Raw genomic sequence first — 15,685 nt, 5'->3', positions numbered from 1 at the left:
TTCAGGTCGGAAATTTACCTCTTATCTGGAAATAACAATCTTTTGAAATTCAGTATTTGAATCTGAGATTATTTTCAAAAGATACAAACCCGGCTTTTCTCTGGAAAGATCAATATTCAAACTGGCCATGTCGATAAAACCAAGTTTGTTTTTATAAACTTCTTTACCTGTCACATCTGAAACTTCAATATCTACATTTCTTGATTCCGGAAAATTCAAGTCTAACATAAAATCGCCGGAACTTGGATTGGGGTAAATTGAAGTATTGAAGGTTTCATTTATGTAAGAGTTTAGTACACTTTCTCTTAGATTAGAAAAAACATTAGATTCAGTATTTGGAGAACAAACCGGAGCTATTCTAGCCTCCACGATTGTCCCGGTATTAGCAGTAAATCCAGGGAGAAGAGTTATTGCATTACTGGCTTTCAGATATAGTTCCCCAGGCTCATCGTCTTCAATAATCACTGCACCATCTTCACAAGTTGTAATATAATTTCCCGCAACCCAATAAGGCCATTGCTTATATTCCCCACAAATTTCCTCAATAGTTCCATAAGTTGTAACATTGATAAGAGATGAAGAATAAATATTGCTACCATATTTACATCTAAATAAATAAACCCCTGTAGTTAAGGAATGTGAGAATGTTCTATCGTGAAATGGCAATGAAAATCCAGTTAAATTTATAGCCCAACTACAATAGTGTCCAGAAGGAACGAAATTAGCAGTTATAGTTGCATTAACAAATCCTCCTTCCTTACATCCACTTGTAGGATTTATCACAACCATGATATCCTGAGCTTTAATTGCCTGGCCGTATTGGCAAAGCAATATAATTATCATTAATACCTTAATTATTTTCATAGCTTAAAATAGTAGTTGGATTAATTAAAAATATTTAAAAAATTTCGCATCAAAACCAGCCTTATAAAGGCTGGAACCAATTAAAATTAAAGGCTAAATCATAAGATTTAGCCTTTAAAACTTCAACAGATTATTCTGATTAAACAATTATCAAATTATCTGGAGACAACTACCTTTTTAACTTCTGTTTTAGAATCGGATATAATTTTTACCAGATATAAACCTGGCTCCTTGTTAGAAAGGTCTATATTTAGATTAGCAGAATCGACATAACCAACTTTGTTGTTATAAACAATATTACCAGTTAAATCAGATACCACCACATCCACGCTTTTTAGTGTTGAATAATTCAGATTCAACGCAAAATTTCCAGATGTTGGATTCGGGTATATAGATGTACTCCCTGTGTTTTCTATATCTACAATCCCATTTCTCAAACTGGAGTATGTTGTTGACCAAGGTGTATTTGCTGAACAATTGGAAGCTATTCTGGCTTCTACAATTGTTCCTCTTTCTGCAACAAATCCGGGGGAAAGCGTAACTGAATTATTGGCTTTTAAATAAAGTTGCGTATGCAAATCGGGATCGGTTTCTACTCCTTGAACTTGTACTCCAGTACTACAGGTTGTTATGTAGTTCCCACTCCACCAGGTAGATGATACTTCATTCCAAACAAAATGTTGAAAATTATTATCACAAACTTCAAGGTTATTCGAGTAAACAGAAACGTCTATAGGATCTGAAGTGTAAACATTTCCTCCATAAATACATTTGAATGTATAAATGCCGCTCTGCTTAAATGTAAAAGTATAGGACTTTCTATCCTGATGACAACCTGAAAATCCGGCACAAAATGTTACTCCCCAATCATTAATTGACCAATATACTCCAGTAACACCAGAAGAAAGCGAAGTTGCAGTTGCAGTTACAGTAACTCCCGAACTATAACTATCACAGCCACTAGTGGGAGTCATACTTAAGGTTATACCCTGAGCTTTGGCATTTGATATTACTCCAAGGACCAGGAGCATACCTATTGCTAAAAGTTTATATAAATTCATAGGTTTCATAGGTTTAAAATTGTTTTATTAATAAAAAATTAAACCTCTGAACTATTTCTTCATCATTGCTTTCAACTCTTCAATTTGCTTTTGTTGCTCGATTACATATAGTGTTAGTTCCTCTATTTTCTGAAGAAGTTTAGCATCCATTTGTGCCACGTCTATGCCTGTTCTAACAACCTCTTCAGCAGAAGGAACATCAGGTAAATGTTTATTAGCTTTGATAAATCTTTCGACTTCTGACAATGATAGTAATTTGTAATCACTGGCAAATACATAGTCAGACCAGTCTGAAGTAGTCTTAAGGCCAACCTTTAATTTTTCGGTAAGAATACCATCTTCTACATAAAGTCTGTATCCAGTTGGAAAGTTGTTAACCGAATTAGTTTTTAAAGTACCAATTCTTAAAGTACCTGATGCAATGGTTATATCACCAGCACTACTAAACTCCATTTGTTTAGTTTTATTTGCCCCCAAAACCAAAGTTCTCCCAGTACCTGCAAAAATTCCAAGATTATTTGCTAAACTTGAACTTGTATTTCCTGCAGTTTCTTCAGAAACTATCATAGAACCCGAAAATCCTGAAACTCCTGAATCATGAAAACCTAACCTCAACCTACTTCCAAATGAATTTAATCTCAAGCCAGACTCTGAAAGATATAAGTATCCTCCTCCACCAGGACCTCCTCCACTTACAAACAGCTTATCTCCATATCCTCCATTAATTTTTACCAATCCACTTCTCTCAATATCAGACGTTAGATCACTCGGACCTGAAAATTGCTGAGCATTTGCATCAGCTAAACAAATTGTTGCTAAACTTAGGACGCTAAATAATTTTTTAATGTTTTTCATAAAAGCTTGGGTTTAAAAATTTAACAATAATACAAACATAGAAAAATTATCGACAAACAAACAAATTAAACACACAAGAATTAATATAATATTTTACACAACACTTAAAGAACATATAAAAAACTGATAATAAACAGATAGCAACTATTAAACTAAAAATATTAACTATAATTTAATTTCAGCCTTGTTGTTACAGTAAAATTTTCTCAATTCATGCTTGAATGTTAATACTGATAGATAATTCTATGTTATATCACAAACATAGAAGACCATATCGCAACTCATTTGCGTTGGAATTATCGACAAAAAAAAATGCTGCCATCTTACGACGGCAGCATCACAAAAATTACATATGCTATTCTTTATAACTTACCCAAAATCCTGATCTCTGTCCTTCTGTTCAATACCCGTCCCTGCTCTGTATCATTTGGTGCAAGAGGATTCGCCTCTCCATATCCAACAACAGATAAGTGGCTTTTATTTATGCCATTACTAAGAAGGTATTCTTCAACTGACTTAGCTCTTTTCTCTGATAAAATCTGATTTGCAGCATCTTCTCCAAGATTGTCCGTATAACCTCCTATTTCAATATTTAGTGTAGGATTCTCTTTTAAAATACTGATCAACAGATCGAGCTCATTTCTGGACACTTCATTTAAATCCCATTTAGCTGTCTCGAAATGGACATTCCTTAGAATAAAGGACGCTCCCACTGCTGCTGAATTGATAATGCTCTTATCAAACTCCATTGTAGGTGTGCCTTTAAAGTTACTTTCAAGAGCAACAATACTGCCATCTGTAAAGCCATCAACTACCTCGAGCTGCTTAGTTGAAACCCCTTTTCCTTTTAAATATTCAGAAACACTTTTACTTCTTTCCTGTGCGAGCGTAGGGTTTTCATTGCTTTCTACCGATCCTTTTAACTTGAGTTTTGCTTCCGGATTTTTCTTTAAAATCTCCGCCGCTTTGTCGAGCTCTTTTTGATTTAAGGTACTTAAAGCTGATTTCCCTTTTTCATAATGAATATCTCTTAACAGGAATTTTCCAGAGTAAAACTTTTCAGGCAATATGATTGCTACACCTGAATCTTTCTGAATAAATGGGATAACGAAATCTCTTGTTAATACCATACTTTCATCAGCAGTAAAAGGAATGTCCAGCTCCTGGGTCAACAAAGTATCCTTCCCGTCTACAAGTTTTATCCTGTAAGAATTATAAGCTGTAAGAGTTGCCGAATATCTTCCATCCTGTGTAATTGCAATTTCATTTACAGGCTTGGTGGTATTTCTTGTGGAGACAAATAAAATCTGAAGATTATTTACTTTTTTACCAGTGCGATCTTCTGTTACATTCCCATTGATTTTTACTGATGGAATAGGTGAAATTTCATAGATGTCTTTTTCTCCGTAACCGCCTTCCCGGTACGAAGAAATATATGATTTCTTGGATATTGAAGAAAGGTAGAAGTATACATCATCATCCGGTGTATTGATGGGATAGCCCATATTTTCAGGTTCTGACCATTTGCCGCTATCACCAAGTACAGATTTGAAGACATCATAACCTCCCATATTTTTATGCCCTCTTGAACTAAAATAAAGAGTCTTGCCATCCGGAGTTACAAACGGTGCATCTTCGTCTTCATCACTATTGATACCGCCTTTAAGCTCTGTAGCCTCTCCCCATGTTCCGTCAGCTTTCTTCTTTACATAATAGATATCAAGATCTCCATTTCTTTTGTAGTGATTGGTGGCAAAGTATGCAGTTTGACCATCTGCAGAAATGAATGCATCTGCTTCAAAATCTCTGGAATTAATGCCGACAAAAGGCTTTAGATCTCCCCATTTGTCTCCATTTCTTTCAGTATAATAAATATCTCCGCCTTTTGTAAATTTATATACAAGCAGCTTAGTATCATTATCAAACAGCTGAATGGAAGCATCGTGTCCACCTGAGTTCAGCTGTATCTTCTGAGGTTCAGACCATTTACCTTCGTCCAGTTTTATTGACTGGAAGATATCTTCAAAAGGCTCACCATCCAGATCTTCTTTACTTGATTCATTTGACCTTCTGGAAGTAAATAAAAGTAATTTGTCATCCATAGAGGTTACAGGACTGTGCTCTGAATAAGAGCTATTGATGACAGGCCCAAGATTAGAGACCAGATAATTCTGATTATTCTTAACAAATTCTTTTGCTGTATGTACCTGGTTGATATATTTTACCAGGTCTTTCTGACGTAAATCCTTTTTGGATAGATTGGATTGATAGATACTATATTGTTCAAGAGCCTTATCAAACATATAATTTTGATGATAGACTCTTCCCATCCAGAAATGAATATGTTTATCTACTGTAGAATCCAGGGCATAAACCTTTTCAATATATGTCAGTGCTTTTTCTTTGGAATACCTGTGAAGATAACAAACAGCTGCGCCAAACAATGCTTTCGTATTTTTAGGTTCTTTAGTTAAAACCTTTTCAAAAAAAGGCAGAGCATTTCTATAATGTTCCTGTCTCAACAGACGCTGCCCTTCCCTTAAATCACCTGAAATATCCTGACTTTTTGCCCGAACTATAAGTCCTAAAGACATCACCAGAATTAAAAAAAATCTGACATTCAACTTCATAGTATTATTTACTCTTAATTTCGGTACAATTACTTATCTATGATTACAAACTCTGTTCTTCGACTTATTTCTTCCTGATTTACCTGCCCTTTAGTGATAGAACTACTTTCACCGTATCCTTTTGCTATCAATCTCTTTTTAGAGATCCCTCTTGATACGAGATAGTTTAATACAGCCTCTGCTCTTTTCTGAGACAAATTCCGATTATACTCCTTTTCACCTTTACTATCCGTATACCCTCCTATTTCTATTTTAATAGATGGATTGTCATTCAAAAGTATTATCAAATTTTCCAGGTCTGACTTTGATTCTGGTTTTAATTCAGATTTATCAAAATCAAAATAAATATTTCTGAGGACAAATCGCTCACCTAAATCCAGTTTTTTCAATTTTATATCAGCAACCTGAATATGGGTAGTATTCTTTTCTTTATGTATTTCAATATCTTTCAGAAAAGGGCCATAACCTTTTGCGTAAGCTGAAAGCACATAAGCACCTGGTGTATCAATACTTATTTTGATATAATACTCTCCATCTGGTTTACTGAATATTTCATTGATAACATTCCCTTTATTATCTTTTACTTGCACCAAAGCATTGGATATAGATTTAGTTGAAGAAGAATCCAATACCTTTCCGGATATTATATAAGAATTTGCCTTATCAAAAGGTGGATTGGATGAGTATTTCTTTTCTCTGATCGTTTGTAATCTTGCCTGGAGGTCCTGATAGTCTGACCTTGGTGGCATTGAGATTCTGTAAATGTCTTTATCTCCATAGCCACCTTCTTTTACCGAGGCATAATATCCATGTCTGCCATCTCCGGACAAAATAAAGTAAAGGTCATTATCAGCAGAATTTATAGGATACCCAAGATTTTCAGGTACTGACCATTTTTGTGATTCTTCATTGAAAACTGATTTGAATATATCAAACCCACCCATTCCCTTGTGGGAACGCGAGCTAAAATAAAGTGTCTTTCCATCGAGGTCCATAAAAGGACTTTCCTCATCTGCTTCCGTATTAATCGGAAGCCCCAGATTAGAGGGTTTCCCCCAACTTCCATTATCTTGTTTCTGTGTCACCCAAATATCATTTCCACCTGCCCCTCCCTCGCGATTACTTGCAAAGAACAATTTCTTTCCATCAAAAGAAAGACAAGCTCCGTTCTCAAAATATTTTACAGAATTAACTTCACTTCCTACAGAAACCGGCTTTGACCATTTATTATCTTCAGATATGCTGCACACATAAATATCCCCGTTTCCATTATCCTTATAAATAAATAATTGATTTCCGTCTGGAGAGATTCCGACAGAGGCCTCGTGTGAAGTAGTATTTACAGGGAATCCTAAATTTTGAGGCTTAACCCAACCTTCATGTGTTTTTTTACTTACATACAAATCCTCGAAATACATTCCGGACTGGTCTGTAATTCCACCAGTAGAACCTGGACGTCTTGAAGTAAATATAAGAATAGAATCATCAGCTGAAATAACGGGAGCATATTCGGGAAAAAGTGTATTGATAGCTGGCCCTAAATTATCAATTTTTACAGGAACAGGATTCGCAATAAACTCTATTCCATTCCTGCATTCATAAATTCGTCTGTCAACTTTTTTGATTTCTTCCTTATCAGTAATAGCTCCTCTGTAATTCTGATAGTTCTCTATCGCCTTTTCAAAATTATGATTGAACTGATTGGCGATTCCAAGATATTTGGTGATTGGGTAATCAGAAGATAATCCCAATGCCGAGGCTTTTTCCAGATACGATAATGCTTTAAACTTAAAATCGCTTTCCAGATATAAAATTCCAACTTTATAATTGACATCGGCTTTATTGGGATTTATTTCCAATGCGTTGAGGTATAACTCAAGTGCCTTCTTCTTGTCTTTTTGAGCCAATGCGGCTTCTGCTTCTTTAATAATTTTCTTTTCCCCCTGAGCACGCACTGAAATGCTTACTAACAAAGAGTATGAAAGACATATTATAAAAAAACAAAGCTTTTTCATATCACCTTATATACTTATCCTGCAAAAATAGTAAATGCAAGATAGGTAAATAAAACCTAATCAGTTTCCGATGATTTCAAATTCCGTTCTTCTGTTGAGTTGACGGCCCTCCTCGGTATCATTTGTTTCCATTGGCCTGTCAAATCCATATCCGGCATATTTCAATCTTGCAGAATCAATTCCCTTTTTAATAAGATAGTCGACCACAGCCTGCGCTCTTTTCTGTGAAAGATTTTTGTTATAATCCGCAGATCCTTTATTATCAGTATGACCTGAGATTTCTATTTTTAAAGTCGGGACCTTAACAAGTAATTCATACAGCCTTTCCAGCTCAGCAGTTGAAGCTGGTCTTAAAGTTGCTTTATCAAAATCGAAAAATATGTTTCTTAAAACAATCTTAGTACCTACAGCTACCTTTTTAAGTTCTACGTCCTTCACTATTTCTTGATAGTTTGTACTCGCTGGTATATCAAAATTTTCAGAATGGAATAAATAGTCTTTCTTTTCAACTGCAATTCCATAATTTTTTCCAGACGGAAGAATAACAAGATAGCCGCCTGTAAGGCTATTGGTTGTTACTTCATGTATAACTTCGTTTTTCTCATTATCAATAATCAGCAATTTACTTTCAAGTGGAGCTTTAGTAAGAGCATCTGTAACTGTACCCTTTAAAATTGTAATCGGATTAAAAGCTTCTACTTTTGCTATTGATACAAGTTTCTTCTTTCCTGGTTCTTTACTTTCAGTTACACTTTTCCCTGAAACCTCTGCGAGTTCTTCAGGCTTAGGCATACTGATCCTATACACATCTGTTTCACCCTGGCCTCCCTCTCTTTCACTTGCATAATAACCATGTTTATTATCAGCAGAAAGTACAAAGTATATATCGTCATCAGCGGTATTGATAGGATAACCCAGGTTTTCAGGAGCAGACCAGGTTCCATCTGTTGTCAGAGTGGATTTATAGATATCATACCAGCCCATTCCTGCATGGCCTTTTGAGCTGAAGTAGAGCGTCTTTCCATCCGGATGTATAAATGGAGCATCATCATCGTATTCAGTGTTGATAATCTTTCCCAGATTGACAGCTACTCCCCATTTTCCCTTTTTATCCTTTTTACTCATGTAAATATCAAGTCCGCCCAAGCCCCCTTCCCTATCACTTGTGAAATATATCGTATTGCCATCTGCAGTCATGGAAATGGATTTTTCATCCGCTTTAGTATTAATGTTTTTACCAAGGTCCTGAGGTTTTGACCATTTACCATCCTGAAGTGTGGATAAGAATATATCACCTTTGCTATCATCACTATCTCTGTAAATAAAAATCTGACTTCCGTCAGGAGAGATTGCTATACTTGCATCATGTGCTTCAGTATTAATTGGTTTACCGATATTCTGAGGAGCGGTCCACTGGCCGTTTTTATTATAGGAAATATAGATATCTTCAAAAAGCAGTCCCTGTTCATCAAGAGCCTCTCCAGTTCCACCTTCTCTTCTGCTTGTAAATACAAGTACGGATTCGTCTGCAGAAATAACCGGACCATGATCTATAAATCTGGAATTGATTACTGGCCCCATGTTTTCAATTTTTGCTTTAACTGGATTTTTTACATAAATAATACCGTTTTCGCATTCATAAATTTTTCGATCTGTTTTTTTGATCTCTTCTAAATCCTTCTTGTCAATTTTTGCTTTGTATTCCTGATAATATTTTAATGCTTCTTCAAATTTGTGATTGTATTGGTAAGATTTACCAAGAAGCTGAAGAATTTTAGGATCAATATTAGAATTTACTTCGTAAGCTTTTGTAAGATAAGGCAGGGATTTCGTATGGTGAATTGTATTTAAATAAGAAACACCAAGTTTAAAATTTGCTTCTGCATTATTTTTTTCCAGATCAAGCACTTCAAGATAAGCAGCAATTGCTTCCTTATATTTGCGCGCATCAAAATAATAGTTTGCCTTTTTTAAAGATTTCTTGATGTTGGGCTGAGCGATTCCAGCAAAGGAACAAATTAGGAACAGGACCAGGAGATATGATTTTCGCATATTTGATAAACTGTTAAGCTTAAACTGAGGCAGGATAGAACAAAGTTATTTAGAATATCAATGAGTTTTTTCTCTGTAAATTCTCAATTAGAGAATATTATTTCTTTCTTAAGTTCAATTTATAACTTTTTTTATCAATCAAGAAATATTTTGAGTAATTATTCCAAACTTTTCAATACGACATAACATTGAAATAGGTTTTATTGTATCCTAAGTGAGTAATTCTATTATAGCTATGTTATATTAAGTCAATTCTTTTAATTTTGCCTTTCCTTAAGAGATTTCAACTGGCGAAATTCTGCAACGAAAGACTACACAATTATGATAATAAAAAAAGCAGCTTTTGTCCAAAGCAAAACTAATTACAAAGATTGCCCCTTACCGGATAAGTGTGAATTTGCATTTATCGGCAGGTCCAATGTGGGTAAATCTTCTCTTATTAATATGCTCACCGGACAAAAGGGATTGGCTAAAACCAGTGCAAAACCAGGTAAGACACAGCTTATTAATCATTTTATTATCAATGAGAAATGGTATCTGGTCGATTTACCAGGATATGGGTGGGCCAAGGTAAGCAAAGAATCTAAAGCCAAATGGGAAAAAATGGTTAAAGATTACCTCACTCTAAGAGAAAATTTATTTTGCGTATTCGTACTGATTGACAACAGACTGGAACCTCAAGTAATTGATATAGAATTCATTAACTGGCTTGGAGAAAATGGAATACCATTCTCTTTAATATTCACAAAATACGATAAGCTATCCAAAACACAGGCTAATAATAATTTACTGAAGTTTGAAAACGAGATGTCAAAGACATGGCAAGAATTGCCACCTAGATTCGTTACTTCTTCCGAAACAGGTTTTGGAAAAGAAGAGGTGCTCAATTACTTGGATAGTATGGTAAAAAATTTCGAAGAACAGAAAAATTAAAATTTGGTTAGTAAATAATTCAAAGTATTTTTGCAAATGCTTTTAATATAATTTCGAGTAAAAATATGAAAAAACTCATTTTATCATCCCTTCTTTTCCTAGGAATAAACTTTGTGATTTTTGCTCAAAGTGGAAAAGCAATACCTGCTGCAGAATTTTATCCAGGCGGACAAGATTCTATGTATGCGTTTATTGAAAAAAACAAAGTATATCCAATTCTTGCAAAGAAGAATAGAATTTCCGGAGAGTGTATTATCAATTTCATTCTCAATGAAGACGGTACAATCTCTAGCCCAACAATCGTAAAAAATATCGGAGGTGGTTGCGGACAGGAAGCACTCAGGGTAGCTAAACTATTGAAATTTAAGGCTCCAGGATATAAAATTCAAACTAGTATTCCTATATATTTCAAACTATAGATTTTTAACCTTATTTAATTTAAAATGGATTTAAAAGATATTGCAGCAGTTTCAGGAAAAAGTGGTCTTTATAAAGTTTTAAAACCTACGAGGAATGGTGTAATCCTGGAAAGTATTGATGAGCAAAAAACTAAATTCATTGCCAATGCTAACACCAGAGTTTCTCTTTTAAAGGAGATTTCAATCTATACAGACGGCAAAGAAGCGTCTGTTCCTTTAGAGGATGTATTTTCAAGAATTTTTGAAAAATACGGAAAAACTATCGATGTTTCAGGAAAATCTTCTCCTGCAGAACTGCAAAAATTCGTAGAGTCAGTCGTTCCTGATTACGACAAAGAAAAAGTATATCAATCAGATATGAAAAAATTAGTTGTATGGTACACAACCATATCAACTTATTTTCCGGAAAGATTTACAGCAGCATCTTCATCCGAAAGTGCTTCAGCAGAAACTTCAGAAGTAAAAGAAGAGGCAGAGCCAGTAAAAGCAGCCAAGCCAAAAGCTAAAGCAGCTAAAGAAAAGGTTACTGATAAAGAAGAAAAAGAAGCAAAACCTAAAGCTAAGACAGCTAAAAAAGCATAAAAAATGAAAAACCGGAAGTGATTCCGGTTTTTTTATGAATCCACTTATTTAACTAACTTTCAACTTTTTACTTTCATTTTTTTACTTTCAACTTTTTGCTTTAAGCATTCTGCTTTATTCAACTTTATTCAAAGTAATTCTGAGGGACAGGGATAAAGTACTTGTATAAAACTTACGGCCATAGGAAGAACTCTCTTTGGAATTAATTGGCATTATAGATCTTGAATAACGCATATTCAAATCAAGTCCGCGTACAATTCTGAACTCTACCCCACCCAGTAAACATAGATTGACCTTATCAAAATCCTTAGTATTATCAGCATACCCAGTACCCAAATCCACTTTGGACTTTAATAAAAAATTGGGGGATATTCCAGCGTCAAATCCAAATCTTTTCACAATCCTGAAATGAACAACAACAGGAGTTTCAATGTAATTTAACCTCCATCTGAAATAGGCAGGGTTCTTTTCGCTGTTCTTTGCTCCTTTTTGAGAATAATAGACTTCAGGTTGCAGAAAAATTTTTTCAGACAAAGGGAATGCTGCTGCTGCTCCCAGTATTAGCCCGGGTTTATCAAAGCCTGCATAATCATCCCCATCAACCTGACCAGCATTGATACCTCCTATAAGTTTGCCACTGATTGACTGAGCTGAAGTTTTATAACTTAAAAAGAATAAGGCAGTTAAAGCCCAAAAAGAAATAATTGCTTTTTTCATAGTACAATGTGGGGATAAATATTCAAAAGTAATTACTTATTTGCAAACAGATTTGATCCTTATACCTAATGCCAGAGAATAAAGAAGAAATTGAACACCTTGCAGGAATGAGTCTGATACAAGAGTTTGGTCTTTCAACTTCAAATGATTTGAATAGCTCACTAGATGCTCTTATTGCAGCTCTGAGCAAAGCAATAGGACAGCTTTTGCAAACCCAGCCGGAGAAGTTATTTCAAATACTTTACAGACTTGATGTAAATGAAAGTATTGTAAAAAAAACGTTTCAGGAAAAGGCCGGAGAAGAACTATGTTTAACTCTTGCTCAGAAAATGGTAGAAAGACAGATTCAAAGAATTCAGATCAGACAAAAGTATTCAGGCAAATCTCCGGAGGATAGTCATTACTGAATTGGAATAACTACCGCCAAATAAATTTGCATGGACCAGCAATGGATAAAGATTATAAAGATCTATCCTCTTGTCAAAATTTTTCTCCAAAGGAAATGCCTCCTGGTAAGACTCATAGAATAAAGGATCAAAACCACCGAACAAAGTCGTAAAGGCTATTTCAATTTCCCTGTTTCCGTAATATACTGCTGGATCTACGAAAACAGGAGCTTCTGATAAATCTACCATTACATTCCCGCTCCATAAATCCCCATGTAGTAACGATGGTTTTTCATGAACCAATAAATCATTAATCTTCTTGGAAAGCTGTTCAATCAACTCTACTCCCCTCCTTTCAAGCCTTCCGTCTGCATAGGCCCTATGGGCTAATGGGAAAATTCTTCTTTCCACAAAAAACTCCGGCCAATTACTGTACCAGCCATTGAGCTGTTCAAGGCTACCTATATAGTTATTATAATCTAATCCAAATGAAGAAGCTGTAACTTTATGAATGTCAGAAAGCTTTTGCCCCAGTTTAAACCAATAATTTTTACTTTCAAGTCCCCTTTCAATAAACTCCATTACCAAAAGATTACGTCCTATGAAAATTATCTCTGGAATCCTGATCCTGTTAGTCTTTGCTAATAAACTCAAACCTTCCGCTTCTTTTTCAAAAAAATCTTCAGGAACATTTCTGTTAACCTTTACAAAATAGACCTTCCTGGAAGTCTTTACTTTATAAGTATTATTTATACTTCCACCACCAACAGGTGCTATTGAATCTATACCTTCGTGAATAACTTCATTTAAGAGATCACTAACAGCTTCCATATCAGCATCTAGATTTCCTGATTTTCTTCAATATGATTGTAAAAATTATTACAACATCTCCAGAGGATTTCATAAACTTCGGTAAAACCGGACATGCCGCCATAATAAGGATCAGGAACATCCACTGTGCTTTTAATCGAATCGAAACTCCTCATCATTAACACTTTATCATGCTTAAATTTATCATTTGTAAGACTTTTGATATTATTGTAATTTGAAGTATCCATGGCAAGGATATAATCAAAGTTATCAAAATCTTTTACTGTAATTTGCCTTGCACAATGATCCAAAATAATACCTCGTTCCATAGCTGTTGCCCGCATCCGCTCATCTGGCAGAGCGCCAATATGATAGGCGGAGGTCCCGGCAGAATCACAATAAAATTTATGTGAGACACCCTTATTTTCAATAACTTTCTTAAAAACACCTTCTGCCATTGGAGATCGGCATATATTTCCCAAACAGACAAATAAAATTTTCTTCATTTCCAGTAAATTATAAATATGGTCAAATAAGTAATAACACTTTTTGTCGAATAAATTGAAATTTATTAATAATTTTGGACACTTTATACTAAATTTAGTATGAGAAAATTAATAAAAACTCTTTTTTAAGTTACCTTTTATTATTTTCAGGTATTAAAATTAAAATTCTGTAAGGCCTAATATAGAGGTTATGTCAAATTTGAGATTTCTGTTAAAAATATTTTGTCTCTTCGTGCTTTTGGGTATATCTATTCTGCACAAAAAAATGGACACTTCACAATTAGCAGATAAAAATGTGGAAATGGAAAAGTTAGCCATGACTCAACAATTGCTAAAAAAAGTAAAATTTTAATAACCGTTTAAAATATTAAAATAAATTTTCACAAAACCTCTCCTGCAGAGGTTTTTTTATGAATCTTTTTTTAAAACAATTGGTTACATTTTGTAACGTTTCTGTATTAATATTTAGAATACACTTAATAATTTTATTCATAATCTGTTTAATTTCTTCTAAAAAAAGCCCTTTCACCAGGGCTTTTTTTAGTTTTATCCCATTCTTGCATTCTGCCATTTGATTTTTCTCTTAATCCGTCTATTTTTGTCTTTCTAAAAATTCTTAAATAGGAATTATTCTTATTTAATCAGTAGAAGGAACATGGAAAAAAGCTTTTCCGAAATAAAAGAATTACTAATAAGCAAAGGGTTAAAAGCCACACATCAAAGAATTGTGATTTACCATCTGCTGTTTAATTCTTTTGAACACCCTACTGCAGAACTTCTTTTTGAAAAACTAAAAATCAATAATCCAAGCATTTCATTAGGAACAGTATACAAAACACTTGATACATTTGTACAAACAGGACTTGCAGAAAAAGTTCTTTCAGAAACCGGCAGTTACAGATATGATGCTAACTTAAATTCACATCATCATATTTATTATACTGATACTAAAGAAATAGTTGATTTTTATGATTCGGAATTGCAGGAACTGATTATTGCATTCTTTAAAAAGAAAAGTATACCGAATTTAAAAATCAAAGATTTTAAGCTCCAAATCCAAGGAGAAAAAGTCGACATAGCAGAAAAATCAAATTAACTAATATTAACCTAAAATTTTAGAAATAATCATGGCATTAGTAGGAAGAAAAGCTCCTGTATTCAATGCTCCGGCGGTAATCAACGGAGAAGAAATCGTTGAAGGATTCAGCCTTCAGCAGTACCTTGGAAAAAGAGATGTAATCTTTTTCTTTTATCCTAAAGACTTCACTTTTGTTTGCCCTACTGAAATACTTGCTTTTCAGGAAAAGCTGGCTGAATTTGAAAAAAGAAATGTAGCAGTAGTCGGATGTTCTACAGATACTGAGAACTCTCACCTTGCCTGGCTTACGACTCCAAAGGCACAAGGTGGTATTCAGGGCGTAACTTACCCGATTGTTGCTGACGTAGCAAAGACAATTTCATTAAACTATGGTGTACTTGCCGGTGAATATGAGTACAACGAAGAAGGAATGATGGAATTCAAAGGTATTCCAATCGCTTACAGAGCAACCTTCCTTATTGACAAAAACGGTATAGTAAGACATGAACTTGTAAATGACCTTCCACTAGGCAGAAATATTGATGAGGCAATCAGAATTGTTGATGCGCTTCGTCACAACGAAAAGTATGGTGAGGTTTGTCCTGCTAACTGGGAAGAAGGTAAAGATGCTATGAAAGCATCAAGAGAAGGTGTTGCTGATTATTTGGCGAAACACTAATTTAAGTTGAAAGCTTAAAGTTAAAAGTTGAAAGTTGGAAAACCTACAGATTAAAAAAGCCCTGCAGATATGTTTTGCAGGGCTTTTTTTAAACTAAG

General features: G+C 34.5%; 15 protein-coding genes. 6 read left to right on the top strand and 9 right to left on the bottom strand.

What is annotated here, in order from left to right; genetic code table 11:
• Window positions 1-21: 21 nt before the first annotated feature.
• The 6 genes from MYP_RS01195 to MYP_RS01170 form a co-directional block, all read right to left on the bottom strand.
• Window positions 22-864 carry a T9SS type A sorting domain-containing protein gene (locus MYP_RS01195; protein ID WP_045457335.1) on the bottom strand — a complete coding sequence of 281 codons (843 nt, stop codon included), beginning with the start codon at window positions 862-864 and terminating at the stop codon, window positions 22-24.
• 155 nt (window positions 865-1,019) lie between these two features.
• Entirely contained in the window at window positions 1,020-1,925 is a 906-nt protein-coding gene (locus tag MYP_RS01190; protein ID WP_197059981.1) for a T9SS type A sorting domain-containing protein, read from the bottom strand.
• Window positions 1,926-1,976: 51 nt separating this feature from the next.
• Window positions 1,977-2,780 carry a hypothetical protein gene (locus MYP_RS26305; RefSeq protein WP_052429867.1) on the bottom strand — a complete coding sequence of 268 codons (804 nt, stop codon included), beginning with the start codon at window positions 2,778-2,780 and terminating at the stop codon, window positions 1,977-1,979.
• 362 nt (window positions 2,781-3,142) lie between these two features.
• Window positions 3,143-5,410, bottom strand: coding sequence for an OmpA family protein (locus tag MYP_RS01180; RefSeq protein WP_052429866.1), 2,268 nt, complete (start codon window positions 5,408-5,410; stop codon window positions 3,143-3,145).
• Window positions 5,411-5,439: 29 nt separating this feature from the next.
• Entirely contained in the window at window positions 5,440-7,425 is a 1,986-nt protein-coding gene (locus tag MYP_RS01175) for an OmpA family protein (protein WP_045457330.1), read from the bottom strand.
• A 60-nt stretch (window positions 7,426-7,485) separates the two neighbouring features.
• Window positions 7,486-9,477: an OmpA family protein gene (locus MYP_RS01170; RefSeq protein WP_045457327.1), complete on the bottom strand. Its 1,992-nt coding sequence runs from the start codon at window positions 9,475-9,477 to the stop codon at window positions 7,486-7,488.
• 321 nt (window positions 9,478-9,798) lie between these two features.
• On the opposite strand from MYP_RS01170, the gene yihA reads away from it, so the two are divergent.
• The 3 genes from yihA (at window position 9,799) to MYP_RS01155 (ending at window position 11,411) form a co-directional block, all read left to right on the top strand.
• On the top strand, window positions 9,799-10,410 hold the full coding sequence (gene yihA, locus MYP_RS01165) for a ribosome biogenesis GTP-binding protein YihA/YsxC (RefSeq protein WP_045457324.1): 612 nt from the start codon (window positions 9,799-9,801) through the stop codon (window positions 10,408-10,410).
• Window positions 10,411-10,475: 65 nt separating this feature from the next.
• Window positions 10,476-10,829, top strand: a complete 354-nt coding sequence (locus MYP_RS01160) for an energy transducer TonB (protein ID WP_045457321.1) — start codon at window positions 10,476-10,478, stop codon at window positions 10,827-10,829.
• 24 nt (window positions 10,830-10,853) lie between these two features.
• Window positions 10,854-11,411 (top strand): DUF5606 family protein, encoded by a 558-nt coding sequence (locus tag MYP_RS01155; RefSeq protein WP_045457318.1) that lies wholly within the window; start codon window positions 10,854-10,856, stop codon window positions 11,409-11,411.
• A gap of 114 nt (window positions 11,412-11,525) precedes the next feature.
• On the opposite strand, the gene MYP_RS01150 is transcribed toward MYP_RS01155, so the two are convergent.
• The gene (locus tag MYP_RS01150) at window positions 11,526-12,128 is read right to left on the bottom strand and encodes a porin family protein (protein WP_045457315.1); all 603 of its coding nucleotides are present in this window, start codon (window positions 12,126-12,128) and stop codon (window positions 11,526-11,528) included.
• 68 nt (window positions 12,129-12,196) lie between these two features.
• Between MYP_RS01150 and MYP_RS01145 the strand changes: the two genes are divergently transcribed.
• Window positions 12,197-12,535: a hypothetical protein gene (locus MYP_RS01145; protein ID WP_045457312.1), complete on the top strand. Its 339-nt coding sequence runs from the start codon at window positions 12,197-12,199 to the stop codon at window positions 12,533-12,535.
• Here the strand turns inward: MYP_RS01145 and MYP_RS01140 are convergent.
• Both MYP_RS01140 and MYP_RS01135 read right to left on the bottom strand, forming a co-directional pair.
• Window positions 12,503-13,345: a fructosamine kinase family protein gene (locus tag MYP_RS01140; RefSeq protein WP_045457309.1), complete on the bottom strand. Its 843-nt coding sequence runs from the start codon at window positions 13,343-13,345 to the stop codon at window positions 12,503-12,505. The two genes, MYP_RS01145 and MYP_RS01140, sit on opposite strands and share 33 nt — an antisense overlap.
• Window positions 13,346-13,353: 8 nt before the next feature.
• Window positions 13,354-13,830, bottom strand: coding sequence for a low molecular weight protein-tyrosine-phosphatase (locus MYP_RS01135; protein ID WP_045457306.1), 477 nt, complete (start codon window positions 13,828-13,830; stop codon window positions 13,354-13,356).
• 655 nt (window positions 13,831-14,485) lie between these two features.
• Between MYP_RS01135 and MYP_RS01125 the strand changes: the two genes are divergently transcribed.
• Both MYP_RS01125 and MYP_RS01120 read left to right on the top strand, forming a co-directional pair.
• Complete coding sequence (locus MYP_RS01125) at window positions 14,486-14,926, top strand: Fur family transcriptional regulator (protein WP_045457300.1); 441 nt, start codon at window positions 14,486-14,488, stop codon at window positions 14,924-14,926.
• A gap of 31 nt (window positions 14,927-14,957) precedes the next feature.
• The gene (locus MYP_RS01120; protein ID WP_045457297.1) at window positions 14,958-15,587 is read left to right on the top strand and encodes a peroxiredoxin; all 630 of its coding nucleotides are present in this window, start codon (window positions 14,958-14,960) and stop codon (window positions 15,585-15,587) included.
• Window positions 15,588-15,685 lie beyond the last annotated feature (98 nt).

The sequence above is a fragment of the Sporocytophaga myxococcoides genome, from assembly GCF_000775915.1.
Lineage (GTDB): Bacteria > Bacteroidota > Bacteroidia > Cytophagales > Cytophagaceae > Sporocytophaga > Sporocytophaga myxococcoides_A.
This window is presented reverse-complemented; position numbering and strand designations above follow the sequence as displayed.

Coding starts and splice junctions, on each gene's coding strand:
- MYP_RS01195 (WP_045457335.1), bottom strand. CDS start 864: ATGAAAATAATTAAGGTATTAATGATAATTATATTGCTTTGCCAATAC.
- MYP_RS01190 (WP_197059981.1), bottom strand. CDS start 1,925: ATGAATTTATATAAACTTTTAGCAATAGGTATGCTCCTGGTCCTTGGA.
- MYP_RS26305 (WP_052429867.1), bottom strand. CDS start 2,780: ATGAAAAACATTAAAAAATTATTTAGCGTCCTAAGTTTAGCAACAATT.
- MYP_RS01180 (WP_052429866.1), bottom strand. CDS start 5,410: ATGAAGTTGAATGTCAGATTTTTTTTAATTCTGGTGATGTCTTTAGGA.
- MYP_RS01175 (WP_045457330.1), bottom strand. CDS start 7,425: ATGAAAAAGCTTTGTTTTTTTATAATATGTCTTTCATACTCTTTGTTA.
- MYP_RS01170 (WP_045457327.1), bottom strand. CDS start 9,477: ATGCGAAAATCATATCTCCTGGTCCTGTTCCTAATTTGTTCCTTTGCT.
- yihA (WP_045457324.1), top strand. CDS start 9,799: ATGATAATAAAAAAAGCAGCTTTTGTCCAAAGCAAAACTAATTACAAA.
- MYP_RS01160 (WP_045457321.1), top strand. CDS start 10,476: ATGAAAAAACTCATTTTATCATCCCTTCTTTTCCTAGGAATAAACTTT.
- MYP_RS01155 (WP_045457318.1), top strand. CDS start 10,854: ATGGATTTAAAAGATATTGCAGCAGTTTCAGGAAAAAGTGGTCTTTAT.
- MYP_RS01150 (WP_045457315.1), bottom strand. CDS start 12,128: ATGAAAAAAGCAATTATTTCTTTTTGGGCTTTAACTGCCTTATTCTTT.
- MYP_RS01145 (WP_045457312.1), top strand. CDS start 12,197: ATGCCAGAGAATAAAGAAGAAATTGAACACCTTGCAGGAATGAGTCTG.
- MYP_RS01140 (WP_045457309.1), bottom strand. CDS start 13,345: ATGGAAGCTGTTAGTGATCTCTTAAATGAAGTTATTCACGAAGGTATA.
- MYP_RS01135 (WP_045457306.1), bottom strand. CDS start 13,830: ATGAAGAAAATTTTATTTGTCTGTTTGGGAAATATATGCCGATCTCCA.
- MYP_RS01125 (WP_045457300.1), top strand. CDS start 14,486: ATGGAAAAAAGCTTTTCCGAAATAAAAGAATTACTAATAAGCAAAGGG.
- MYP_RS01120 (WP_045457297.1), top strand. CDS start 14,958: ATGGCATTAGTAGGAAGAAAAGCTCCTGTATTCAATGCTCCGGCGGTA.